At 62.0% G+C, this 21,745-nt stretch carries 21 protein-coding genes and 1 pseudogene; 14 read left to right on the forward strand and 8 right to left on the reverse strand.

The window, feature by feature from the left end:
* The first annotated feature begins 57 nt into the window (after positions 1–57).
* Both ABIE33_RS27015 and ABIE33_RS27020 read left to right on the forward strand, forming a co-directional pair.
* Positions 58–960, forward strand: a complete 903-nt coding sequence (locus tag ABIE33_RS27015; protein ID WP_429130861.1) for an AraC family transcriptional regulator — start codon at positions 58–60, stop codon at positions 958–960.
* A gap of 129 nt (positions 961–1,089) precedes the next feature.
* Positions 1,090–2,310 (forward strand): adenylate/guanylate cyclase domain-containing protein, encoded by a 1,221-nt coding sequence (locus ABIE33_RS27020; protein WP_429130862.1) that lies wholly within the window; start codon positions 1,090–1,092, stop codon positions 2,308–2,310.
* On the opposite strand, the gene ABIE33_RS27025 is transcribed toward ABIE33_RS27020, so the two are convergent.
* A complete protein-coding gene (locus ABIE33_RS27025; protein ID WP_429130863.1) occupies positions 2,279–3,208 on the reverse strand; it encodes a LysR family transcriptional regulator in 930 nt (309 codons plus the stop codon). The genes ABIE33_RS27020 and ABIE33_RS27025 overlap by 32 nt on opposite strands.
* Before the next feature lie 116 nt (positions 3,209–3,324).
* On the opposite strand from ABIE33_RS27025, the gene ABIE33_RS27030 reads away from it, so the two are divergent.
* From ABIE33_RS27030 to ABIE33_RS27040, 3 genes and pseudogenes are all read left to right on the forward strand, one after another.
* Complete coding sequence (locus ABIE33_RS27030) at positions 3,325–4,065, forward strand: SDR family oxidoreductase (RefSeq protein ID WP_429130864.1); 741 nt, start codon at positions 3,325–3,327, stop codon at positions 4,063–4,065.
* Positions 4,066–4,121: 56 nt separating this feature from the next.
* A pseudogene (locus tag ABIE33_RS27035) lies at positions 4,122–5,016 on the forward strand (SDR family NAD(P)-dependent oxidoreductase).
* 50 nt (positions 5,017–5,066) lie between these two features.
* Positions 5,067–5,567, forward strand: a complete 501-nt coding sequence (locus tag ABIE33_RS27040; RefSeq protein WP_429130865.1) for a DUF1097 domain-containing protein — start codon at positions 5,067–5,069, stop codon at positions 5,565–5,567.
* A gap of 77 nt (positions 5,568–5,644) precedes the next feature.
* On the opposite strand, the gene ABIE33_RS27045 is transcribed toward ABIE33_RS27040, so the two are convergent.
* Positions 5,645–6,118, reverse strand: coding sequence for a DUF6074 family protein (locus tag ABIE33_RS27045; protein ID WP_429130866.1), 474 nt, complete (start codon positions 6,116–6,118; stop codon positions 5,645–5,647).
* 61 nt (positions 6,119–6,179) lie between these two features.
* Between ABIE33_RS27045 and ABIE33_RS27050 the strand changes: the two genes are divergently transcribed.
* From ABIE33_RS27050 to ABIE33_RS27090, 9 genes are all read left to right on the forward strand, one after another.
* Positions 6,180–7,898 carry an ABC transporter ATP-binding protein gene (locus ABIE33_RS27050; protein ID WP_429130867.1) on the forward strand — a complete coding sequence of 573 codons (1,719 nt, stop codon included), beginning with the start codon at positions 6,180–6,182 and terminating at the stop codon, positions 7,896–7,898.
* 106 nt (positions 7,899–8,004) lie between these two features.
* Complete coding sequence (locus tag ABIE33_RS27055; protein ID WP_429130868.1) at positions 8,005–9,567, forward strand: D-aminopeptidase; 1,563 nt, start codon at positions 8,005–8,007, stop codon at positions 9,565–9,567.
* 62 nt (positions 9,568–9,629) lie between these two features.
* Positions 9,630–10,421 carry a pseudouridine synthase gene (locus tag ABIE33_RS27060; protein WP_429130869.1) on the forward strand — a complete coding sequence of 264 codons (792 nt, stop codon included), beginning with the start codon at positions 9,630–9,632 and terminating at the stop codon, positions 10,419–10,421.
* A 256-nt stretch (positions 10,422–10,677) separates the two neighbouring features.
* Positions 10,678–11,655 (forward strand): tripartite tricarboxylate transporter substrate-binding protein, encoded by a 978-nt coding sequence (locus ABIE33_RS27065; protein ID WP_429130870.1) that lies wholly within the window; start codon positions 10,678–10,680, stop codon positions 11,653–11,655.
* Between the two features lie 240 nt (positions 11,656–11,895).
* Positions 11,896–12,357 carry a tripartite tricarboxylate transporter TctB family protein gene (locus ABIE33_RS27070; RefSeq protein ID WP_429130871.1) on the forward strand — a complete coding sequence of 154 codons (462 nt, stop codon included), beginning with the start codon at positions 11,896–11,898 and terminating at the stop codon, positions 12,355–12,357.
* Between the two features lie 10 nt (positions 12,358–12,367).
* Positions 12,368–13,873, forward strand: a complete 1,506-nt coding sequence (locus ABIE33_RS27075) for a tripartite tricarboxylate transporter permease (RefSeq protein ID WP_429130872.1) — start codon at positions 12,368–12,370, stop codon at positions 13,871–13,873.
* A 131-nt stretch (positions 13,874–14,004) separates the two neighbouring features.
* A complete protein-coding gene (locus ABIE33_RS27080; protein WP_429130873.1) occupies positions 14,005–14,382 on the forward strand; it encodes a hypothetical protein in 378 nt (125 codons plus the stop codon).
* A gap of 98 nt (positions 14,383–14,480) precedes the next feature.
* Positions 14,481–15,167: a Crp/Fnr family transcriptional regulator gene (locus ABIE33_RS27085; RefSeq protein ID WP_429130874.1), complete on the forward strand. Its 687-nt coding sequence runs from the start codon at positions 14,481–14,483 to the stop codon at positions 15,165–15,167.
* Positions 15,168–15,243: 76 nt separating this feature from the next.
* Positions 15,244–15,459 carry a hypothetical protein gene (locus tag ABIE33_RS27090; RefSeq protein WP_429130875.1) on the forward strand — a complete coding sequence of 72 codons (216 nt, stop codon included), beginning with the start codon at positions 15,244–15,246 and terminating at the stop codon, positions 15,457–15,459.
* Between the two features lie 370 nt (positions 15,460–15,829).
* On the opposite strand, the gene ABIE33_RS27095 is transcribed toward ABIE33_RS27090, so the two are convergent.
* From ABIE33_RS27095 to ABIE33_RS27120, 6 genes are all read right to left on the reverse strand, one after another.
* Positions 15,830–16,762 carry a nucleotidyltransferase and HEPN domain-containing protein gene (locus ABIE33_RS27095; protein ID WP_429130876.1) on the reverse strand — a complete coding sequence of 311 codons (933 nt, stop codon included), beginning with the start codon at positions 16,760–16,762 and terminating at the stop codon, positions 15,830–15,832.
* Between the two features lie 571 nt (positions 16,763–17,333).
* A complete protein-coding gene (locus ABIE33_RS27100; RefSeq protein ID WP_429130877.1) occupies positions 17,334–18,212 on the reverse strand; it encodes a MurR/RpiR family transcriptional regulator in 879 nt (292 codons plus the stop codon).
* A gap of 7 nt (positions 18,213–18,219) precedes the next feature.
* On the reverse strand, positions 18,220–19,281 hold the full coding sequence (locus ABIE33_RS27105; RefSeq protein ID WP_429130878.1) for an ABC transporter ATP-binding protein: 1,062 nt from the start codon (positions 19,279–19,281) through the stop codon (positions 18,220–18,222).
* Entirely contained in the window at positions 19,278–20,027 is a 750-nt protein-coding gene (locus ABIE33_RS27110) for a glycerophosphodiester phosphodiesterase family protein (protein ID WP_429130879.1), read from the reverse strand. Before ABIE33_RS27110 ends, ABIE33_RS27105 begins: the two co-directional genes overlap by 4 nt.
* 19 nt (positions 20,028–20,046) lie before the next feature.
* Positions 20,047–20,856 carry a carbohydrate ABC transporter permease gene (locus tag ABIE33_RS27115; RefSeq protein ID WP_429130880.1) on the reverse strand — a complete coding sequence of 270 codons (810 nt, stop codon included), beginning with the start codon at positions 20,854–20,856 and terminating at the stop codon, positions 20,047–20,049.
* On the reverse strand, positions 20,846–21,715 hold the full coding sequence (locus ABIE33_RS27120) for a carbohydrate ABC transporter permease (protein WP_429130881.1): 870 nt from the start codon (positions 21,713–21,715) through the stop codon (positions 20,846–20,848). The genes ABIE33_RS27115 and ABIE33_RS27120 overlap by 11 nt, the downstream gene beginning before the upstream one ends.
* Between the last annotated feature and the right edge of the window lie 30 nt (positions 21,716–21,745).

Raw genomic sequence — 21,745 nt, forward strand, 5'->3', positions numbered from 1 at the left:
CGCCCGGAAAAGGCCAGCCTCTGCCGGACGCCAACCCCCGCACGAAGGAAAACGGCCTTGGGCGATCTCGAAGAATTCCAGCATCTGATGGAGCGCAACAGCGGCATCGACGGCGTGCTGTCGACAGCGATTCCGCGCCTCATCCTGATCCGATCGTCGAGCCCGACCGAGCCGATCCACACATTGCACGAGCCCGCCGTCTGCTTCATTGCACAAGGATCCAAGCAGGTGATGCTCGGCGACACGGTCCATACCTACGATCCCAACCGATATCTCACCGTTTCCGTCGATCTGCCGGTCGTCGGCCAGGTCATCGATGCTTCAGCAGAAAAGCCCTATCTCTGCCTGCGCCTCGACCTCGACCCGACGATGTTGAGCGCATTGGTGCTGGAGGCCGGCTCCTCGCCGATCGATGGCGGCTTGCCCGGGCCAGGCCTGTTCCTCAGCGATACCGCCCCCGAGCTGCTCGACGCGATCGTCCGGCTGCTGCGCCTGCTCGATCGACCGGATGAAATCGCCGTGCTGGCGCCGCTGGCGGAGCGCGAGATCCTGTACCGTCTACTGATGGGTGAGCAGGGCCATCGTCTGCGCCAGATTGCCCGTTCCGAGAGCAAGCTGACCCAGGTCAACCGTGCGATCGGCCTCATCAAACGCGATTTCCGCAAGCCGCTGCGCATCGAGGATCTCGCAGCCAGAGCCAATATGAGCCTCTCGTCCTTTCATCAGCATTTTAAGGTAGTGACGGCGATGAGCCCGCTGCAATATCAAAAGCAGCTCCGCCTGCAGGAGGCTCGACGATTGATCCTCAGCCAGGCGATCGACGCCGCCACGGCCGGACATCATGTGGGCTACGACAGTCCTTCGCAGTTTTCGCGCGAATACGCCCGTCTTTTCGGTGCGCCGCCGCTCCGCGACATCGCGCGGCTGCGGGCGGCGCCATCCTATCTGCTTGAGGCCTGAATCGCTTCAGGTGCTGGAACCGCGCCGGTGCCTGAAGGGTTGCTTGTTCTCATGCCGGGATTGGCTATTGATAATGCATTTGGCTGATGCCAGCGCCGAGCCACCGGCAGCTCTAGGGCGGGACCCGCTATGAACGACCAACAAATCCGCGACATCATCCTCTGGCTGTCGGAAGAGGGCCTGAAGGGCCTGCAAGAGCCCGAGATGCTTGCCGGGTTCTGCGAGCGCTGCGTTGCCGCGGGCATGGACATTGCCCGTGGCCAGGGACTGATCGACACGTTGCATCCGGAATTCGAGGGCCGCGCCTTCCAGTGGAACCGCGAAAGCGACGAGACGCCGGAGGTCGTGCAGTATTCCTCGACCACCGGCGGAGAAGCGCAGGCGAATTGGCATCGCTCGATCTTCTACCACATGCTGACAGCGCGCGAGCCGGAGCGGCGCGTACGCCTCGCCAATGAGCATTCGGTGCAATATCATGTGCTCGACCGCCTGAAGGAAGAAGGCCACACCGATTGCATCAACATGATCCATCACTTCACCGACGAGGGCCGCGTCGGCGAGATGGATTGCTTCTATTCCTACTGGACCACACGCCGAAAAAGCGGCTTTGCCGAAGACGATATCGCCGCCCTTCGCATTCTCCTGCCTACCCTTGCGCTCGCGGTAAAGACCACGTCCTGCGTCCGGATCATCAGCACGCTCGCCGATGTCTATCTCGGCGCCGATGCCGGCCGGCGCGTAGTTAAGGGCAGCATCGTGCGTGGGGAGGCCGAGCGCATCGAAACCGTCATGTGGTTTTCGGATCTGCGCAACTACACGCGGATCTCCGACACGGCCGCGCCGGAAGATATCATCCCGTTCCTCAACGATTATTCGGGGATGGTCATCTCGGCCATCCACGATCACGGCGGCAGCGTGCTCAAGCTGATCGGCGACGGCGTGCTTGCCATCTTCAATGCCGAGGCGCCAACGACCGCCTGCGCCAACGCGACGGCGGCCGAGCGGCAATTGCGGCGCATGCTGGTGGCGCTGAATGCGCGCCGGCAAGAGGAGGGAAAGCCGACGACCGACGTCTATCTCGGCCTGCACATCGGCGAGGTCTTCTACGGAAATATCGGCAGCCAGAACCGTCTCGACTTCACCGTCGTCGGCCCCGCGGTCAACGAAGTCAGCCGCATCGCCTCGATGTGCCGCTCGGTCGAACGACAGGTGATCATGTCGGCAGACTTTGTCGAGGCGTGCCCGCCTGAGCTTCAGGCAGACGCTGTTTCCCTCGGGCGGTTTGCCCTGCGCGGCATCGCCCGGGCCAAGGAGCTGTTCACCTGGGATCCGGAACTGCCGACGGATTAACGCCCCGGTTGTTGCCCTCGGCGAACACGCCTGCCAACCAGTCGATGAAGACGCGCACGCGCGGCGAAAGCTGACGGTTGCGCGGATAGAGCAGAAAAACCGGCGTCGGCGTAGGGCGGCAGTTTTCGAGCACTTCGACCAGCGTCCCCGCATTGAGGTCCCGCTCGACATGGTATCGCGGCACCTGAATGAGCCCGAGCCCCAACCTTGCGGCGGCAACGAAGCTTTCGGCAGCGTTGACCGCGACCGTCACCGGCAGCGCGACATGGTCGACCTTGCCCCCGACCTTGAATTCGAGCGGCATCGGAGCGCCTGAAGTCGACGAACGGAAGCCGACCATGCGGTGCCCCGCCAGCCCGTCGAAGCTTTCGGGCCTGCCGTGACGGGCGATGTAATCGGGCGACGCGCAGGTGATCTCGTCCAGCATCGTCATGCGCCGCCCGATCATATCACTGTCTTGTGGCTCGCCGACCCGCAGCACACAATCGATGCCTTCCCGGATAAGATCGACCAGCCGGTCGCCCTCGCTCATGTAGAGTTCGATCTCCGGGTAAGCAGCTAGAAATCCGGGCAGGCTCGGCAGCACGAAGTGGCGTGCCAGGGTTCCATGCACGTCGATGCGAAGCAGGCCTTTGGGCCTGGCGCCGGCAAAGGCACCTTCGGCATCTTCGATATCGTCGAGAATGGAGATGCAGCGCTGGTGGTAGGCCGCACCATCCAATGTCGGGCTGACATGGCGTGTCGTGCGCTGCAGCAAGCGAACGCCCAGCCGTGCTTCCAGCTGCTTGACCGCATCGGTTACCGTTGAGCGCGGGAGGCCGAGATCATCAGCGGCTTGCGTGAAACTGCGCCTTTCGACGACGCGCGAGAACACGCGCATGGCATCGACTCTATCCATTTGTTCGCAATCTCCGGATTATGTTGCCAGATTATGCATGATTATCCGAATTTCGAAAGACGTCATCTTCTCCTCGCCAACCAAGCCAAGCCGCTTCGTAACGAAGGAGAAACATCATGCAAGAACAAACCAACAGGGTCGCCATCGTTACCGGCGCCTCGCGCGGCATCGGTGCGGCGATTGCCGAACGCCTGGCCGCCGACGGCTTCACGGTCGTCATCAACTACGCCGGTGACGCCGCTTCCGCCGAGAAACTGGCACGCAAGATCGAGGAAAAGGGCGGCCGCGCCCTGACCGCCAAGGCCGATGTCGCCGATCCTGAAGCGGTGAAGCGCCTGTTCGACGCAACCGAGGCTGCCTTCGGCGGCATCGATGTGCTCGTCAACAACGCCGGCATCCTGAAGACGGCGCCCCTTGCCGAAACCAGCGACGAGGAATTCGACCGTCACTTCGCCATCAACACCAAGGGCACCTTCAACACCCTGCGCGAAGCCTCAAAACGCATGCGTAGCGGCGGCCGGATCGTCAACTTCTCCTCGACGACGCTCGCCCTCAACTTGCCGGGCTATGCCGTCTACAACGCCACCAAGGCCGCCGTCGAAGCGCTAACGCACGTCTTTGCCAAGGAGCTTCGCGGCCGCGACATCACAGTCAACACCGTGGCGCCGGGCCCGATTGCGACCGATCTGTTCCTGTCGGGCAAAAGCGACGAACTTGTCGCCCAGTTTGCCAAGATGCCGCCGCTTGAGCGGCTCGGCCAGCCGGACGACATCGCCAGTGTCGTGGCCTTCCTGGTCGGTCCCGATGCCGGCTGGGTCAACGGCCAGGTCCTGCGCGCCAACGGCGGCGTTGCCTGACATTCGCGGCCGTCCCTCCTCGACCCCCACCTCTCGTCGAACCAAGGAAAAGAACCATGTCCTCCGTCATTCTCGTCACCGGCGCCGGCCCCGGTATCGGCAAACTGTCCGCAGAAGCGCTGGCCCGTGCCGGGCACACAGTCTACGCCTCCATGCGCGGCATCGACAGCCGCAACAGCGACCGCGCCGCGCAGATGCGCGACGCCGCCAAGCGGGGCGGATATGATCTGCGGCCGCTCGAACTCGACGTGTTGTCCCAGTCGTCCGCCGACGCCGCCGTTGCGGCGATCATCGCCGAACAGGGCCGCATCGACGTCGTCATGCACAATGTCGGCCATCGTCATCGGGCCGACCGAGGCGTTCACGCCGGAGGAACTGATCAAAGTTTTCGATACCAACCTCTTCGGGGAGCAGCGGGTCAACCGCGCCGTGCTTCCCGAAATGCGCAAGCGTGAACACGGCCTCGTCCTATGGATCAGCAGCACCACCACCAAGGGCGGTTTCCCGCCTTTCATGGGGCCCTATGCCGCTGCCAAGGCCGCAATGGATTCCCTTGCCGTCACCCTGTCCTACGAACTCGTGCGTTTCGGTATCGAGACCTCGATCGTCGTGCCCGGCGCCTTTACCCGCGGAACCAACCATTTCCCGACCGCCGGTCGTCCGGCGGACAAGGAAACGGTTGCGGCCTACGCCCGCTATGACGGCCTCCTGGACCGGGTCGGCGAGCGCCTGAGCGAACTGACACCCGATCATGCCGATCCACAGGCCGTTGCCGACGAAGTCGTTCGCATCGTCGGCTTGCCGGAAGGATCGCGCCCCGCCCGGTCGGTCATCGATTTCGTCGGAGATGGTGCTGCCGAAGTGATCGAGATCGCCGAGCGCATGCGCATCGACTTCGCCCGGCGCATCGGCATTGCCGACCTGCTGTCAATCGAAAAGCCGCGAGCCTGACCCTTGCTGTCCGGTGACAGCGCCCGTTTAACCCATTTCGAGGATATGTCATGACCGCTCAAACACAACCAACGGACCGAGCGCCCCTCGCCTGGAAATTCAATCTGCTGACGCTCGTGGCGGCAACCACTGCCGCCTTAGCTGCCACGACCTCGGCAAGTGTCGGCTGGCCCGTCTGGGCGATGTTCATGGGGTGGGTCGCCTTCTTTAGCCGCGGCCACACGGCACGCGAGGCATTGACGAGCTACCTCTGCCTTGCCGCCGGCATCGCCATCGGCATCGCTGCGGCCCTCGCGCTCCAGGTGCTGATGCCAATCATGGGCGCCCTGGCCTTCGGGCCGGTCGTCTTCGTCGTCGCGATGATCGTAGTGTCCTTGCGCGCGGCTGCCCCCGTCAACAACGTGCCCGCCTATTTTCTTGGGCTGATCACATTCTTTGCGGCGCATATCGAGCCCGGGTGGCTCGCATTTTGCGAGCTGGCGAGCGTCGCCGCGCTCGGCTGCGCGGCCGCTTGGCTGGCGCATCGCTTGCAGGGCGCCATTGCACGCTGACGATCATGGCTCCGACGGACACGCCGGAGCCATCCGTAGTTGGCAAGTTCGACAGATGCCGGGGCCGAGCTGGCGAATTACTGGCTTAAGGCACCGGCGGAAAGCCGGGACTGGTGGCGCTGCCAGAGTTCGGCCTGGACCTCCGCCTGGAACGCCATGACTTGCTCGCGCATTTCCGCGTCGGAGCAGCCGAGCGCAAGCAGCTCGTCGGCAAGCGTCCGGCATTCGCGCCGCCAAAATTGCACGGCGTCGTCACCATGGAGGTCTTCGAGTTCGGCAGCGCAGATGCGAATGGTGCTCAGTCTTCTTGCCATCGGAAACGGGACGACATCACGTCCGCCAAACACCGCTGCTTCATCTGATCGATCGCCTGCCATTGCTTCATTCGCTCCCCTGGTGATTCCCTCTTCTACGGAGCTTATGGTTAACGTTTTCTTCCCTTGCCCCTCGTTCCGTCTCATCCGGGGAACACACGCCCGGGTTGGTGCGCCGCCGGACGGCATCAAATCGCTTTTTCGGTCGCATATCTGTTGGCTTCCGGCTAAAAACATGACATTTGAGCTCAGATTTTACAGCCGGCCCCAAGCGGCTATCCATGTGAGTGCGGTTGTCATGTTGAAGCGCTTCTTTGCGTTCTACCGGCCCTATCGCGGCCTCTTCATTCTCGACTTCACCTGCGCGGTGTTGTCCGGCCTGCTGGAACTCGGCTTTCCGGTCGCGGTCAAGCTGTTCGTCGACCAGCTGCTGCCGAGCCAGGAATGGACACTGATCCTGCTCGCCTCCGTCGGTCTTTTCGTCGTCTATCTCGTCAATACCGGCTTGATGGCGACGGTCACCTATTGGGGCCACATGCTCGGCATCAACATCGAAACCGACATGCGCCGCATGGCTTTCGACCACTTGCAGAAGCTTTCCTTCAGCTTCTTCGACAACCAGAAGACCGGCCATCTCGTCGGCCGCCTGACGAAGGACCTCGAAGAAATTGGCGAAGTCGCCCATCATGGCCCCGAGGACCTGTTCATCGCGATCATGACCTTCATTGGGGCGCTGCTTTTGATGATGACCGTGCACTGGAAATTGGCGCTGATCACGGCAGCCGTCGTGCCGATCACCGCCTGGGTCACCAGCCGCTACGGCGGCCGGATGGCCAACAACTTCCGCAATCTTTATGGCCGCGTCGGCGACTTCAACGCCCGCATCGAGGAAAACGTCGGCGGTATCCGCGTGGTCCAGGCCTTCGCCAACGAAGAGCACGAGCGCAGCCTGTTTGAGACCGACAACCAGAACTACCGCCGGACGAAGCTCGAGGCCTACCGCATCATGGCCGCAAGCACCTCGCTCAGCTACATGAGCATGCGGCTGACGCAATTGATCGTCATGATCACCGGCAGCTACTTCGTGCTGACCGGACAATTGAGCAATGGCGGTTTCATCGGCTTCCTGCTTCTGGTCGGCGTCTTCTTCCGCCCGGTCGAGAAGATCAACTCGGTCATCGAGACCTATCCCAAGGGCATCGCCGGCTTCCGACGCTTCATTGAGCTGATGGAGACCGAGCCCGATATCGAAGATCGTCCGGGCGCCGTCGACGTGTCGGGCCTGCGCGGCGACATCACCTATCGCAATGTCTCCTTCGGCTACAGCGCTGACAAGCCGACGATCTCCAACATCGATCTGACGATCAAGGCCGGAGAAACCGTCGCCTTCGTCGGCCCCTCGGGCGCCGGCAAGACGACGATCTGCTCGCTGCTGCCGCGCTTCTACGAAGTCGCCGAAGGCAGCATCACCGTCGACGGCATCGACATCCGCGACATCAAGCTCGCCTCGCTTCGCGGACAGATCGGCATCGTGCAGCAGGATGTCTTCCTGTTCGCCGGCACCATCCGCGACAACATCGCCTATGGGCGCCTGGGTGCAAGCGAAGCTGATATCCTCGATGCCGCCCGCCGGGCCAAGCTCGACGGCATGATCGCAGCGCTGTCCGAGGGGATGGACACCGTCATCGGGGAGCGCGGCGTCAAGCTTTCCGGCGGTCAGAAGCAGCGCCTGGCAATCGCCCGGATGTTCCTGAAGAACCCCTCGATCCTGATCCTCGACGAAGCCACGTCAGCACTCGACACAGAAACCGAAAAGGCGATCCAGCAATCGCTTGCCGAACTTTCGAAGGGCCGAACCACCTTGGTCATCGCCCATCGCCTGGCGACGATCCGCGACGCGGACCGCATCATTGTCGTCGACGCGAACGGCATCAGCGAACAAGGACCGCACGACAAGCTGCTGGCGGCCAAGGGCACCTATAGCCGGCTCTATCACGCCCAGGCGGGATTGCGTTGAGGCTGGGCGGAGCGTGGTTGCAACTGCCTTGACGGAGCGGTAGGTACGAAACCGAACCGCCCGTCCGGGCGGCAGGTTTCCTTCCCGACCGACTGGCATGCACACCATGAACACCCTGGATCTTTCCGCCCTCGAACAAGCCGTCCTCGCCTTGCCGCAACAGTACAGGGGGCCGGGCGGCGTCGTCGGTATCGTCAGGGATGGCGAGGTCGTGCTCAAGCACGTCTGGGGCTATGCCGATCTTACCGCACGCAAGCCGATGGCGGCAGGCACGCTGCTGCCGATCTGCTCGATCAGCAAACAGTTCACCTGCGCGGTGCTGCTCGACGCGATTGGCGATCCGGCCAGGCTCGATGCCGCACTCGATGCCTACCTGCCACGGCTCCAAGGCAAGCGCCCGAGCGTTGCGCATCTCTGCCACAACCAGTCGGGCCTGCGCGACTACTGGGCGCTGACCGTGCTGCAGGGTGCCATGGCCGACGGCGTCTTCCGTCGCGAGGACGCCCGGCCGCTGCTGTCTAGCGCCCGCTCGACGCATTTTGAGCCCGGCACGCGCTATTCCTATTCGAACGGGAACTACCGTATCCTCGCCGACCTCATCGAAGACTTTTCGGGCAAATCACTGTTTGAACTCTATGATCGCAGCACGTTCGGTCCGGCCGGCATGGCAACCGCCGCTCTCACCCCCGATACCAGCGTCTCGCCGAACGGCGTCGTCGGGTACGAGGGAAACGAAACGACGGGGTATTTCGAGGCCGCGAACCGGATCTATTGGGCCGGCGACGCCGGCATTTCCGCAACGCTCGACGATATGCTCGCCTGGGAGTGCTTCATCGATCGGACGCGTGATGATGAAGGCGGCCTCTACCGCCGGCTTTCCGCGCCGCAGACCTATGCGGATGGTCGGGCAGCACCTTACGGCTTCGGTCTTGCCCATGAAAGGATCGGCGACGTCGCGATCACCGGCCACGGCGGCGCCTTGCGCGGCTTTCGCAGCCGCCGCCTCCACGCGGCGAGTGAACGCCTCTCGATCGTGGTGATGTTCAACCACGAGGCCGACGCCCACGCCGCGGCGACGGCGCTGATGAAGGCCGCACTCGGTCACCGCGATACCGAGGCGGCAGCCGGCGACTGGGACATCAAGCAATTCGGCACCTATCTCGAACCGGAGACCGGGCTTGCGCTGTCGACGCGACCAATGGGAGCGGGGCGGCTCGAGTTGCGGTTCGCGACGGCAGGAGAATCTCTGCAAATTGGAACGGACGGTATCGCCCGCTCCGGGGCGGTCTCACTGACCGCGAACGGCACCGGCCTGCGCATGGAGCGGGAGCGAGAAAACCTGGAGACGACCGCCAAAAGAGTCGCTGGCAAGGCAAAACCGGACATAGCCGGGCGCTACCACTCCGTAGACCTCGACGCCGACATCGAGATCATCTCAACCAACGGCGTCTTCTTTGCCGGCTTTAACGGCATGCTCGGCAAGGGAGCGATGCATGCGATGCAGCCGGTTGCCGACGATATCTGGTTGCTCAGCTGCAAGCGGTCGATGGACGCGCCCGCGCCGGGAGACTGGACCGTGCGGATCCACCGCGACGGACAGGGCGCCATTTCCGGCCTGACGATCGGATGCTGGCTTGCCCGGCAGATCGACTATATCAAGGTCGGCTGAACGACAGTTCCGAGGTCACGCGAGATGCGCCAGCGGTCAGAGATAGACGGAGACGACCCGAAGTGAGGCAGAAGCGGCCGATAGCAGGACGAGGTGACGGTACTGCCCGGATGACCGGCGAGGTCGGCAAACGCGTGACCGTCGCCCGCGCGCTGTCCAAACTCGGCTACTGCTCGCGAACGCAGGCGGAAAAGCTGGTGCTCGAGGGCCGTGTCAGCATCGGCGGACGCAAGACCACCGATCTTGCCCAATGGGTCGACATCGAAAAGGACCGAATCTCCGTCGACGGCAAGGCCGTTCTGGCGGAAGACAAGATCTACCTGATGCTCAACAAGCCGCGTGGCCTGGTAACGACGCGGCACGACCCGGAGGGGCGCCAGACCGTCTTTGATTGCCTGAGCAAGGGCGATGCACAGTTCCTCTCGCCGGTCGGTCGGCTGGACAAGGCCAGCGAGGGCCTGCTGCTCTTCACCAACGACACGGTGCTTGCCCAGCGCCTGCTCGACCCGGAAACCCATCTCGGCAAGGTCTATCACGTGCAGATCTCGGGCGAGATCGGCGACGCCAAGCTGAGCGCGATGGTAAACGGTGTCGACGAGGGCGGCGAGCACTTGCGCGCCGCGCGCGCCGAACAGTTAAGAGGAGGCGAGAAGAACAGCTGGATCGAGGTTGAACTGCACGAAGGGCGCAATCGCCAGATCCGCCGGATGCTCGACGTCCTCGGCTTCGAAGTCCTTCGGCTCGTGCGCGTCTCGATCGGCGACATCGCGCTTGGGAAACTTGCGAAGGGCGCGACGCGCCCTCTGACAACAGACGAAGTGCAGTATCTGAGGCAGCGTACCGGACAACAGTAACCGCCGATCGGCCCTTCGGAGGCCGGCGCCGCCAAAGCCACGGTGACCCGTGACGCTTGCAATGGGTGGAAATCCACCCATCACGCAGACCCCTTGTTTCCAAATCCACCCAAATTCAGACAACTCGCGGCAGAAATGCGCGACAATGCGTAGCTAACCCGTTGTCTGTGCTAAGATTGCGTTTGCAAATGGGTCAACCAGAATCGGCAGGGGAGGAGCCTTGCTGGCTGGTCGATATTTCATCCGGGAGGAAAAGATGAAAACCCTGAATGCGCTTCTTGGCGCCGTTGCCGCCCTGTCCCTGTTTGCCGCTTCCGCCAATGCGCAGACCTATCCCGAACGCTCGATCACCATGGTCGTTCCGTTCTCGGCCGGCGGCCCGACGGATACCGTGGCACGCCTCGTCGCCGAATCCATGTCGAAGGATCTCGGCCAGCAGATCATCGTTGAAAACGTCGGCGGCGCCGGCGGGACATTGGGCGCCGGTCGCGTCGCCCAGGCCGATCCGGATGGCTACACGGTACTGCTCCACCATATCGGCATGGCGACCAGCGCCACGCTCTACCGCAAGCTCGCCTACGACACGCTGAACGCGTTCGAATATGTCGGCCTCGTCACCGAGGTGCCGATGACCATCGTCGCACGCAAGGATCTCGAGCCGGCCGATCTCAAGGGCCTCGTCGAATACGCCAAGGCGAACAAGGACACGGTCACGGTTGCCAATGCCGGGATCGGCGCTGCCTCGCACCTCTGCGGCATGATGTTCATGAGCGCTATAGAAACGCCGCTGACCACCGTTCCCTACAAGGGCACTGGTCCGGCGATGACCGACCTGCTCGGCGGCCAGGTCGACATCATGTGCGACCAGACCACCAACACCACCAAGCAGATCCAGGGCGGCACGATCAAGGCCTACGCCGTCACATCGCCAGAGCGTCTCAAGGTCTTCCCGGATCTGCCGACGACATCGGAAGCCGGCCTTCCTGGCCTGCAGGTCGGCATCTGGCACGGCGTCTATACGCCGAAGGGCACGCCGGCCGAAGTGAACGAACGTCTTTCGAAGTCGCTGCAGGTGGCTCTCAAGGATCCGAACGTCGTCGCCCGCTTCGGCGAACTCGGCACCGAGCCGTCGAGCGAAGCCGATGCGACCCCGGCGGCGCTGAAGGCAAAGCTTGAAAGCGAAATCACCCGCTGGAAGCCGGTGATCGAAGCCGCAGGCCAGTACGCCGACTGACACGACACAGCCGCCCGTCACGATCCTTCCGCCCAAGGGACCTGGATCGTGGCGGGTTTGCCGCCTGAGACATAGCATTCGCTAAAGCAGAAGGGCGTTCGCGCCGGCAGTCGGCTTCGGTCACACCTTCAAGGTGTTGCCCGGTCATAGTCACCGCACGACGCCACCGGCAACTGGCAGTCCGAGCTTGAGTTTGGCCCTTCCCGGCCGGTGCTCAGCGCAAAACCAAATGGGGACACGATGAAATCAATCTCCTTCGACACCACCAATGCGCTTTGCGGCGGCATCCTGACGGCTGTCGGGCTGTTCTTTGCCTGGCAAGCCTTCAACCTCGAGCTCGGCACCACGTTTCGCATGGGGCCGGGCTATTTCCCGCTGGTGCTCGCCGCCATCCTGACGCTTCTCGGCATCGTGATCCTCGTCCAGTCGACCCGGGTCCAGGGAGAACCGATCGGGGCGATCGCGGTTCGCGGCATGCTCTTCATCCTGCCGGCGCCGATTTTTTTCGGCCTGACGGTGCGCGGGCTCGGCTTCGTGCCGTCGCTGTTCTTTACGGCCCTCATCGCCTGCTTTGCCTCCGGCCGCATGAAACCGCTGACCGCCATCGCGCTGTCGCTGGCGCTCACTGCCTTTTCGGTCGCGGTCTTCAGCTACGGCCTCGGCCTGCCCTTCCAGCGCTTCGGCCCCTGGACCCAGTTCTAGGAGACGGATGATGGATCTTTTCAACAATCTCGCACTCGGCTTCTCCACGGCCGCCTCGCCGGAAAACCTGTTCTTTTGTCTGATCGGCGTGCTGCTCGGCACGCTGATCGGCGTGCTGCCCGGGATCGGCGCAACGGCAACCATCGCCATGTTGCTGCCGATCACCTTTCAGCTGGAGCCAGTCTCCTCGCTGATCATGCTCGCCGGCATCTATTACGGTGCGCAGTACGGCGGCTCGACCACCGCGATCCTCATCAACATGCCGGGCGAATCCTCCTCCGCCGTAACGGCGATCGACGGCTACCAGATGGCCCGCAAGGGTCGCGCCGGTGCAGCGCTTGCAATCGCCGCGCTCGGCTCGTTCTTCGCGGGCACGGTCTCGACCTTTCTGGTCGCGGTCTTCGCTCCGCCCCTGACCGAGATCGCGCTGAAGTTCGGCGCGGCGGAATATTTCTCGCTGATGATCGTCGGCCTGGTGTCCTCGATCGCCCTGGCACACGGATCGATCGTCAAGGCCTTGGCGATGGTGGCGCTCGGGCTCTTGCTTGGCCTCGTCGGTACCGACATCTACACCGGCACACCGCGCTTCACGCTCGGGATCCGAGAGTATTCGGATGGCCTGAATTTCGTTGCTCTTGCGGTCGGCGTCTTCGGCATCGCCGAAATCCTGCGCAATCTTGAAAACGAACGCACGCGCGAAGTGCTGATGGCCAAGGTCACGGACCTGATGCCGACGCGCGACGATTTCAAGCGCATGGTCGGCCCGGTCCTGCGCGGCACGGCGATCGGCTCGGCCCTCGGCATCCTGCCCGGCGGCGGCGCGATCCTCGCGGCCTTCGCCTCCTATACCGTCGAAAAGCGCGTCTCCGACCGACCCGAGGAATTCGGCCACGGCGCCATCGCCGGCGTCGCCGGCCCGGAAAGCGCCAACAATGCCGGCGCCCAGACCTCGTTCATCCCGCTCCTGACACTCGGCATCCCAGCAAACCCGGTGATGGCGCTGATGATCGGCGCGATGATCATCCAGGGCATCGTACCTGGCCCGAACGTCGCATCCGAACAGCCGGCCCTCTTCTGGGGTATTATCGCCTCGATGTGGATCGGCAACCTGATGCTGGTGGTTTTGAACCTGCCGCTGATCGGGCTGTGGGTGCGGCTGTTGAAAATCCCGTACTACGTGCTCTTCCCGATCATCATGGCGTTCTGCTCGATCGGCGTCTACAGCGTCAACTCCAACGTCTACGACCTCTACGCCGTCGCCTTCTTCGGCCTCGTCGGCTACCTGCTCTTGAAGCTGCGTTGCGAGCCGGCGCCGCTGCTGCTCGGCTTCGTGCTCGGTCCGTTGCTGGAAGAAAACCTCCGACGGGCGATGATCCTGTCGCGTGGCGACCCGACCACCTTTGTCACCCGCCCGATCAGCGCGATCCTGCTTTTCATAGCAGCGATGGTGCTGGTGGTGGTGTTCCTGCCGAGCGTCAAGGCCAAGCGCGAGCAGGTCTTCGTCGAGGAAGAATGAGCGACCGGATGCGGCATTCTGCCCCTGCGCGGTTTGCCACATTGAGGTTTGTCAATAACGTCGCCTATCCCTGAGCCAGCAGATTGGCACAGGGATAGGCAGATAGAATGAAGCCTCGCACGAGGATCAGAATGCAGCAGGTCATGCGCATGTTTTGCGCATTGGCCGTGCTGCTTCTCGGCTTCGCGCACCAGGCGCCCGCAGCGGCAACTACGCTTTCCTCGACGGAGCGCGCGCAGTTTGCACTGCCCGATGGTTCGTTGCCCGATCTATGCCTGCCCGGAGCCGGTGACGACGACGGCAGCGGCAAACCCCTCTCCCACAGCCATTTTTGCGGCGCCTGTCGCGTCTTCTGGGCCCTTCTGGCCGCACCGGCCGATGCGGCGGACACGATCGTCCGCAAGACAGAAATGCTGCTGCCGCCGGAACAGCCGGTTGCATCCGCCCGATCGCAACTCCCGCCCAATGCGAGCCCACGCGGGCCACCAGCATCAAGCTCCCACGCCTGAGCCCCTGTCACGACCGATCGTGACAGAACGCTGATGTCTGGTCTCCGGTGCGTCGCATAGCGGCGATCCCGACGAGATCGCAATACGGATCGCCCACCATGCCCGAGACGATCACTTTCGCGGAAACAACGCTTCCGCCCCCGCCGCCACCAAATTTTTCGACGACGAAGCTCTCCCCCAACCGGCAGCGTCTGGTGGGAGAGCACGCCACCTTGCTCTTCCAGGGTGGGCGAAACCGCCATCTCTACCGCGTCGTCGACGGCTGCGTCGCCCTGTCGCAATTGCTGGACGACGGACGTCGCCAGATCACCGACGTGCTCGGCCCGGGACGGCTGTTCGGCTTCACCCATGACGGCCGCAATATCGCTACCGCCGAAACACTGACCTTTGCCCGGATAGAGACGCTCGCCGGCAGCCAGATCGAAGACGGCGACCACGGGCCAGGTGTCGCCGCCGAACTCAAGGCGACGCTGCATCGGATGCAGGCACATGCGACGCTGCTCGGCCGCAAGACCGCGACCGAGAAGGTCGCAACGGCGCTCATCGATCTTGCCGACCAGTTCGCATGGCGCGGTCGCGCCGCCAGTGCCGCACGGTTCAGCTTCAACCTCTATCTCTCGCGCGCCGATCTTGCGGATTGGCTGGGCCTGACGGTCGAGACCGTCAGCCGCTGCCTCAACCGCTTCAAGCGCGACGGCCTGATCGACTTCAACCACCCGAAGACGGTGCGCATCCTCGACGAACCGCAATTGCGGGCGATGGCAGGGTTGGTGCGCAGGGACTGACCTCGCGCAAAACCAGCTACCCCAACAGATCACGGCGGCCTTCGCGCCCCGCGCCTGAAAGAAAGGTTTGAAAACAATGATTGCAAAAATGGTCTATCACGTGCCGGTGTTCGGCTGGATGCTCAAGGAAGCGGTGCGGGGCTCTGGCACGGCCAAGGTGCTGTTTCTCATCAACTGTATGCTGATCTGGCTGCTGGCAATCACTACCTTCGGCTATCCCGCCATCATCATTCCCGCGCTCGCCATGGTGCTGGCGGTCTTCGTTCTCCTGATCCTGATCACCACGGGCTAGCGGACGCCGATCGCGTGAAACTGTGGCTGTCGCGAGAAAAACACGCGACATGATCGTGGATTGCGGCCAGTTCGGCGCGCCGACACAATGGGACACGCACCTGGCGGGCGTGACCATCGAGACCGTACTTTCGACTCATGCGCAAGCATCCGCAACGGACGCCACGGCGAAGCGATAAACTGTCTCCCCTTTGGCGACAGCCGCAGTTGCTCGAGGGCCTGGACGGGCACAACATCGAAGTGGTTTGCCACGAACCCGGGGCATAACCCTTCCATCGAGGGAACACCCACGGCCGGCTTCACCCACTTGCGGCCGCCCCTTCATGTCAAACGCTGCACGTCTGCTTCCAGCCCCAAAAGCCGACACCGGATCATCGCCTTGACTTTTCCTCGGCGATTTCGCCAGCCAGCGTGATCAGATGGTTTTCGCACACCGTTTTTACCAGCGCATGAAGAACCTGCGTACGCTCGATCAGGAAGGAAAGCGCCTCTTCGCTTATCTGGTAATGCTTGGAATACCGGGCCTTCACATAGGCCTCATTGATTGTATTGAACCAGGCCGAGTAGCGCTGCCGGTCTTGTGGCCAAGCGTCTGCGAGCCGACGGTCCAGATCTTCGGAAAACCCGCGCAGGGACCGTAGGTTGTGCGTCGGTGGACCATAATTCTTTAGAACAAGAAGCACGGTTGAGTAGGCATGCTCGATCGCTTGATGGAGCTGGAAAGCAGCGAGGGCGGCATCGCCTTCGGATATGCAAAACCGTGCAACCTTGAGGAAGCCTATGGCATGAGGAAGTCGACTTTCGTAATGTTCGCGTGCGATCTTGAACTGCTGTTCACGGCTAATCGGCCTCGGTTCCACCAGCGGCTCGCTATCGACCTCGTAAAGCACAATGCCTTGCTGGCGAATGTCGCAGAAGAAGTCCTTTCCGCGCCTGAGCTCCTCGTTCACCTCGCGGCGCGAGTGAACAATGAATGATACTTGCATCCCCTTCAGGATGCGGTCGTTCAGAAGCCGGTCAGCAGCGTTGTTCCAGTATGCGGTGAAATCCGTCAGCTTGCGATTATTGACGACAACCAGCAGGTCGTAATCGGAGCGATAGCCCTTGCCGATGTGCTCCTCATCCACCCAATCGCCGCGTGCGTAGGAGCCAAACAGGATCACCTTGAGGATCCGGCCTTTCTTCTTGAATTCCGCATCGCCTCCCGCCAGGGCATCCGCGAACTCCTCGCGCAGGATCTCAATCGCTCGGGCAAGCTGCTGCCGCTTCGGCTCGGGCAAGTGATCAAGGCTGGATTTCATCATTGTCGGAAGAACTTTCGCTTCGCGGGCGACAGGCCCACCCGATTTTAGTCGGTCAAACGTAGTGTGCAACCCAGACGGGTCGAGTTCCCGCCTTCATCAACAGACAGTCAGTCCTTCGCGTGGGGACGCACCGTTCGAGTTGCTGATAACTTGCCCAAAGATGCCGGCCAATTCAACGAAGCATCCGTAATGATTCTTCGCACTAGCTTCACAATCGGCGGCCTAGAGCGCTTATATTCGCGCGCGTGTTCCGATCGATACATTCTGCGATCTTTTGAGCACAGAATGGGACGGCTGCTGGGTTCGTTACAATAGACTGGGCGGCGAGCCTCTCACCCAAACGTTTGCCAAGCGGGCTGCCGCAATATCCGCAAGCACCGAAAGTGCCAACGACGAGGAACTGGAGGAACTGCAGGCGCAATCCAATGGACTTGTCGGAAGTGTCCGCGTCAATGTTCTGCGCGATACGGTGGATGTGGGTAGTTCCGGTCGCCGTGCTGTAGTCGCCTTGATGGGATGCGAACCATTGTTGCTCAGGCTCGAATTTTGAAGGGTTTCCTGCTACTTCGCATCAACCCGTAGTCAGACGTGACGCCGCCCTGAATGATCGAAACTCGCTGAGGGCTTTAATTGAGCGACCATCGTCAATCGACGCAAGGTCCAAGATGACCGCGTTGGCGATCGTCATGGGAACGACGAGCGACTGCGATTCACCCGGACTACCCCGCGATACAAGGATCTGATGGTTCGGCGCAGGATCGATGCGGGTGCCCCCGACATCTGTTACGGCCAATGTCTTGGCACCGCGCTTTGCTGCGAGATCGCGCACTTCCTGGAGAAGCGGCGGCGCCCTGCGAAAGGCCAGAAGCCAGACGACGTCCTCGGAAGAAAGCGTCGTCAGCACCTCGACCAGTTGATGCATCTGGCTGGCGAGATCGATTGCTTCGTAACCTGAACGGTTGAGACGCAGGGCGATCAGCGACGAAAGCGCCGCAAAATGACCGCGTCCGAAGACAAAGATCCTGCGGCTGTGTCGCAGGCACTCCGAAAAGGCACGAATATCGGCGTCCGAAACGGCGTTTCGCGCCTGCTGCAGAGCCGCGATTTCACTATCGAGCACCGATGCCAGCAGTCCATTGTCTTCGGCACGGACGAGACGGGCGGCCATGCGCGCGGCGGGACTTTCGAAATCGTTGCCGCCTTCCGTCAGGCTGGATTGCAAAAAGCCGCGAAACTCCGGATAGCCTTTGAAGCCCAGACGCCGCGCAAGCCTGACGGCGGAGGCCGGATGCACGCCCGCCCTCGAAGAAACATCTTTGCCGTTTTCCATGGCGGCGCGGATCGGATCCTGGATCAGGACATCAAGGAGGCGCGTATCGGCTTCGGTCAATCGTGTCGAATGGCGGCTGATCAGATCGCTGAGCGCGAGCGGCGCGTCCTGCTTGTCCATCGGTTCGTCAGCCTTTCCCCATGGTGATGCCCTGACCGGCATTGACAAGATCGACGCGGTCTCCACTTTGGCTATCGAAAAACAGGGCCCGGTCAAGATCATAGGAGATCCAGAAGGTTTCCGTGTCCTTCGGCAAATCGCGGCGTGCTGCTATCACTGTCATTCGGCCGGCAGGGGTGTCGCAATGAAGCAGCGTGTCCGATCCAGTCATTTCGGAAAGAACAAGGCGTGCGGTCAGCGCGGGCACCTCCGGCCTTTCACCATGTATCGTGAGGATTTCCGGCCTCAGCCCGGCGGACAATCCTTGCGCCCCCTGCCAGCCGGGAAGCGCGTCGGCGGCAACGAAGTTGATCGGCGGGGAGCCAAGGAAGCTCGCGACGAAACGGTTGCGCGGGCTGTCATAGATAACATCCGGCCGGTCGAATTGCAGGAGGTGGCCATCTTTCATGACGGCAACCCGGTCCGCCAGCGACAGGGCCTCTGTCTGGTCATGTGTGACATAGACCATCGTCGCGCCTAGCTGGCGGTGCAGTTCCTTGATTTCGGTGCGCATGGTGATGCGAAGCGCATTGTCGAGGTTTGACAGCGGTTCGTCCATCAGGAAGATGGAGGCGTTGCGGGCCATCGCCCGCCCCATGGCAACACGTTGACGCTGGCCACCCGACAAAGCGCCTGGCTTGCGATTTAGATACGGTTCGAGCTGTAAAGTCTTGGCCACGCTTTCGGCCCGCTCATTGCGCTCCGCCCTGCGCATCCCGCGCAACTCCAAGCCGAACGCGATATTCTCCCGCACCGTCATATGTGGATAGAGCGCATAGTTCTGAAAGATCATGGCGATGTCGCGATCCTGCGGAGCCAGATCGTTGGCGAGGCGACCGCCGATCTCGATCTTGCCGTCCTCGCAGCGATCCAGTCCGGCGATGAGACGCAGCAGCGTGGACTTTCCGCAGCCGGACGGGCCGACGATCACCACGAATTCGCCCGGCCTTATATCCAGCGAAACGCCATGGAGGATTCGTGGCCCACTGGGATAGGCTTTGCGGATGTCGCGAAGGGAGATTCCGCTCATGCCGATACCCTCACGCGGTGGGCTTCCCGTGTCGAGATCGCCAGCGTAGGGCGGTCTGTCGTAAAGACCTTTACATCGAGATTAAGCACCTTCTGGATCTGCTCGCGTGTATGAGCCGCCCAGCAGCCGAAATCGATGCCGGCGGTCACAAACAGCTCCTTCAGGGCGACATCCGCCGTGTCCACGTGAACACCGACCTCGGCAATGCCATGCGATTGTGCCACTTCGACAACGGTCTCAGGTCCGAGTTGCCGTAGGACCGCAGGGCTGACCAGCCAGAGGCGCGGGCGATCGGTGGCTTCGGCGAGTTCATCGAGGGAGCGAACGAGAAACGAGGAAAAGATGGTGCGCTCCAGCATGGCGTGATGCTGAAGCACCGAAATGACACGCGGTACGAAATCTTCATAGGGAAGACCATCGACGCCGGGTTTGATCTCGCAGCGAAAACCGACGCAGCTATCCGCATAGAGCAAGCAGAGTTCCTCCAGCGTCAGCGGATGGCTGCCGGCACCGTAGCAGATCGTGGCTTTTCTGATCTCGGCCAGCGTCATCTGGGTGATGGTCCCGCTCATATCCGTCGTGGCGTCGAGCGTCGGATCGTGATGCACGACGATGGCGCCGTCGGCAGTCGGGTGAACGTCGAACTCCACCTCTTCCAGCGCCATTTTCGAGGTTGCGGTGAAACCTTGCAACGTACTGTCGCCGAATTCGAGCGTACCGCCGCGATGTGATGCGATGCGTGTCATGCCTTTTGATATCCTTGTTTTACTTGACGGCGCCCATGGTGATGCCGCGCACCAGGTGGCGCTCCACCAGAAGGAAGCCGAGGAGGACCGGAAGAATGGTGATCGTGGAGGCGGCCATGACAAGCGGCCAGTCGACCAGCCCCTCGCCGGGGTTGATGCGGTAAAGCCGAGCCAGTCCGACCTGAAGCGTGTAAAGATCCTGGTCGCCGACGGCCACGAGCGGCCAGATGTAACTGTTCCACTCGGTCATGAAGATATAGAGCGCCATGGACCAGATCGCCGGCCGCGAGAGCGGGACGATGATGCGCCAGAGCACCTGCAGCGGCTTTGCGCCGTCCATGTAGGCGGCCTCGTCCAGAGCCTTCGGAATGCCGCGGATATATTGGCGCAGGAAGAAGGCCGCAAAGCCGTTGGAGATTGCCGGCAGGATGAGGCCCGCGTATGTATCCAGCAATCCGACCTTCGCAAGTGACAGATAATTGGGGATCAGGCTGATGTGGCTCGGGATCATCAGCGTCGCAACAGTGGCACCGAAGAGGAGGTTGCCGCCCCGGAAGGAATAACGGGCAAAGGCGAAGGCCGCCATTGTGGCGAATGTGATGCCGAGAACCGTCACTAGACCGGACACGATCAGGCTGTTGAGCAGATAGCGGGCAAAATTGTACTGCCCGACGGCACGCCCGTAATTATCAAGCGTGAGCCCCACCTCGCCCGCATAATAGGCGTCGGCAGTCTGGAAGGATATCCAGATGGAATAGAGCACAGGCGAGAGGAACAGCAAGCCCGCCACGAGGGCAAGGCCAGCAAGGCCGGGATTTTCAGGCTTCATAATGAACCTTCCTGCCGATGATGCGGGATTTGAGGATGGCGAGTGCGACCAGCAGGACGAACAACATGACGGCGAGTGCCGAACCTCGTCCGATGTCGAACAGCACGAAACCGATTTCGTAGAGCAGGTTGACCAGCATGTCCGTTGCGCCGGCCGGGCCGCCGCGCGTCATCACATTGACGATGGTGAAGACCTGGAAAGCCTCGATCACCGAGATCACGAGGAGGAAATAGGTGGTCGGCATGACCAGAGGCAGCGTCACGCGGCGAAACACATGCAGGCGACGGCCGCCGTCCACGGCCGCGGCATCGTAAAGCTCCCTCGGGATTGCCTGCAATCCGGCTATATAGATGACAACATCGTAGCCCAGTTGCTTCCAGGTGTTGACAAAGATCAGCACCCAAAGCGCCAGGTGAGGATCCTGCAGCCACGGCACCTTGCCAAGGCCGAGCGTGTCGAGGATCGCGTTGACCATGCCGTAGTCGGTGGAGAACACCCAGGAGAACACCACGGCGATGGAGACGGTCGATGTGACCGCCGGGAGGAAGAGCGCACCACGCAGGAGACGGAAATGCAGCGTTTCCCTGACCAGATAGCTGGCGATAACGAGCGCAAAGCCAAGTCGCAACGGCACGGAAAGCACGGCAAAAAGGGTCGTCACCCAAAGCGAATTCCAAAGTTCGCGCGAAGATAGCAGCTGTTGGTAGTTGCGCAGGCCGACGAAAGGCATGTCGGGGGACAGGAAATTCCAGTCACGAACGCTGAGATTGAGGCTCGCGATGATCGGAATGTAGGTGAACACCGCGATGGAGATCATCAGCGGTGCCACGAACAGATAAGGTGTGAGTTTGCGAAGCATGGCGATGAAACGCACCGGCAGAGCGGGAGC

The sequence above is a fragment of the Ensifer sp. 4252 genome, from assembly GCF_050434565.1.
In the GTDB taxonomy this organism is placed as follows: domain Bacteria; phylum Pseudomonadota; class Alphaproteobacteria; order Rhizobiales; family Rhizobiaceae; genus Ensifer.

What these genes read in the sequence shown, in the direction of transcription:
- ABIE33_RS27020 (WP_429130862.1), top strand. Translation starts at nt 1,090, where the DNA reads ATGAACGACCAACAAATCCGCGACATCATCCTCTGGCTGTCGGAAGAG.
- ABIE33_RS27025 (WP_429130863.1), bottom strand. Translation starts at nt 3,208, where the DNA reads ATGGATAGAGTCGATGCCATGCGCGTGTTCTCGCGCGTCGTCGAAAGG.
- ABIE33_RS27030 (WP_429130864.1), top strand. Translation starts at nt 3,325, where the DNA reads ATGCAAGAACAAACCAACAGGGTCGCCATCGTTACCGGCGCCTCGCGC.
- ABIE33_RS27040 (WP_429130865.1), top strand. Translation starts at nt 5,067, where the DNA reads ATGACCGCTCAAACACAACCAACGGACCGAGCGCCCCTCGCCTGGAAA.
- ABIE33_RS27045 (WP_429130866.1), bottom strand. Translation starts at nt 6,118, where the DNA reads ATGTTTTTAGCCGGAAGCCAACAGATATGCGACCGAAAAAGCGATTTG.
- ABIE33_RS27050 (WP_429130867.1), top strand. Translation starts at nt 6,180, where the DNA reads ATGTTGAAGCGCTTCTTTGCGTTCTACCGGCCCTATCGCGGCCTCTTC.
- ABIE33_RS27055 (WP_429130868.1), top strand. Translation starts at nt 8,005, where the DNA reads ATGAACACCCTGGATCTTTCCGCCCTCGAACAAGCCGTCCTCGCCTTG.
- ABIE33_RS27065 (WP_429130870.1), top strand. Translation starts at nt 10,678, where the DNA reads ATGAAAACCCTGAATGCGCTTCTTGGCGCCGTTGCCGCCCTGTCCCTG.
- ABIE33_RS27070 (WP_429130871.1), top strand. Translation starts at nt 11,896, where the DNA reads ATGAAATCAATCTCCTTCGACACCACCAATGCGCTTTGCGGCGGCATC.
- ABIE33_RS27075 (WP_429130872.1), top strand. Translation starts at nt 12,368, where the DNA reads ATGGATCTTTTCAACAATCTCGCACTCGGCTTCTCCACGGCCGCCTCG.
- ABIE33_RS27080 (WP_429130873.1), top strand. Translation starts at nt 14,005, where the DNA reads ATGCAGCAGGTCATGCGCATGTTTTGCGCATTGGCCGTGCTGCTTCTC.
- ABIE33_RS27085 (WP_429130874.1), top strand. Translation starts at nt 14,481, where the DNA reads ATGCCCGAGACGATCACTTTCGCGGAAACAACGCTTCCGCCCCCGCCG.
- ABIE33_RS27090 (WP_429130875.1), top strand. Translation starts at nt 15,244, where the DNA reads ATGATTGCAAAAATGGTCTATCACGTGCCGGTGTTCGGCTGGATGCTC.
- ABIE33_RS27095 (WP_429130876.1), bottom strand. Translation starts at nt 16,762, where the DNA reads ATGATGAAATCCAGCCTTGATCACTTGCCCGAGCCGAAGCGGCAGCAG.
- ABIE33_RS27100 (WP_429130877.1), bottom strand. Translation starts at nt 18,212, where the DNA reads ATGGACAAGCAGGACGCGCCGCTCGCGCTCAGCGATCTGATCAGCCGC.
- ABIE33_RS27105 (WP_429130878.1), bottom strand. Translation starts at nt 19,281, where the DNA reads ATGAGCGGAATCTCCCTTCGCGACATCCGCAAAGCCTATCCCAGTGGG.
- ABIE33_RS27110 (WP_429130879.1), bottom strand. Translation starts at nt 20,027, where the DNA reads ATGACACGCATCGCATCACATCGCGGCGGTACGCTCGAATTCGGCGAC.
- ABIE33_RS27115 (WP_429130880.1), bottom strand. Translation starts at nt 20,856, where the DNA reads ATGAAGCCTGAAAATCCCGGCCTTGCTGGCCTTGCCCTCGTGGCGGGC.
- ABIE33_RS27120 (WP_429130881.1), bottom strand. Translation starts at nt 21,715, where the DNA reads ATGCTTCGCAAACTCACACCTTATCTGTTCGTGGCACCGCTGATGATC.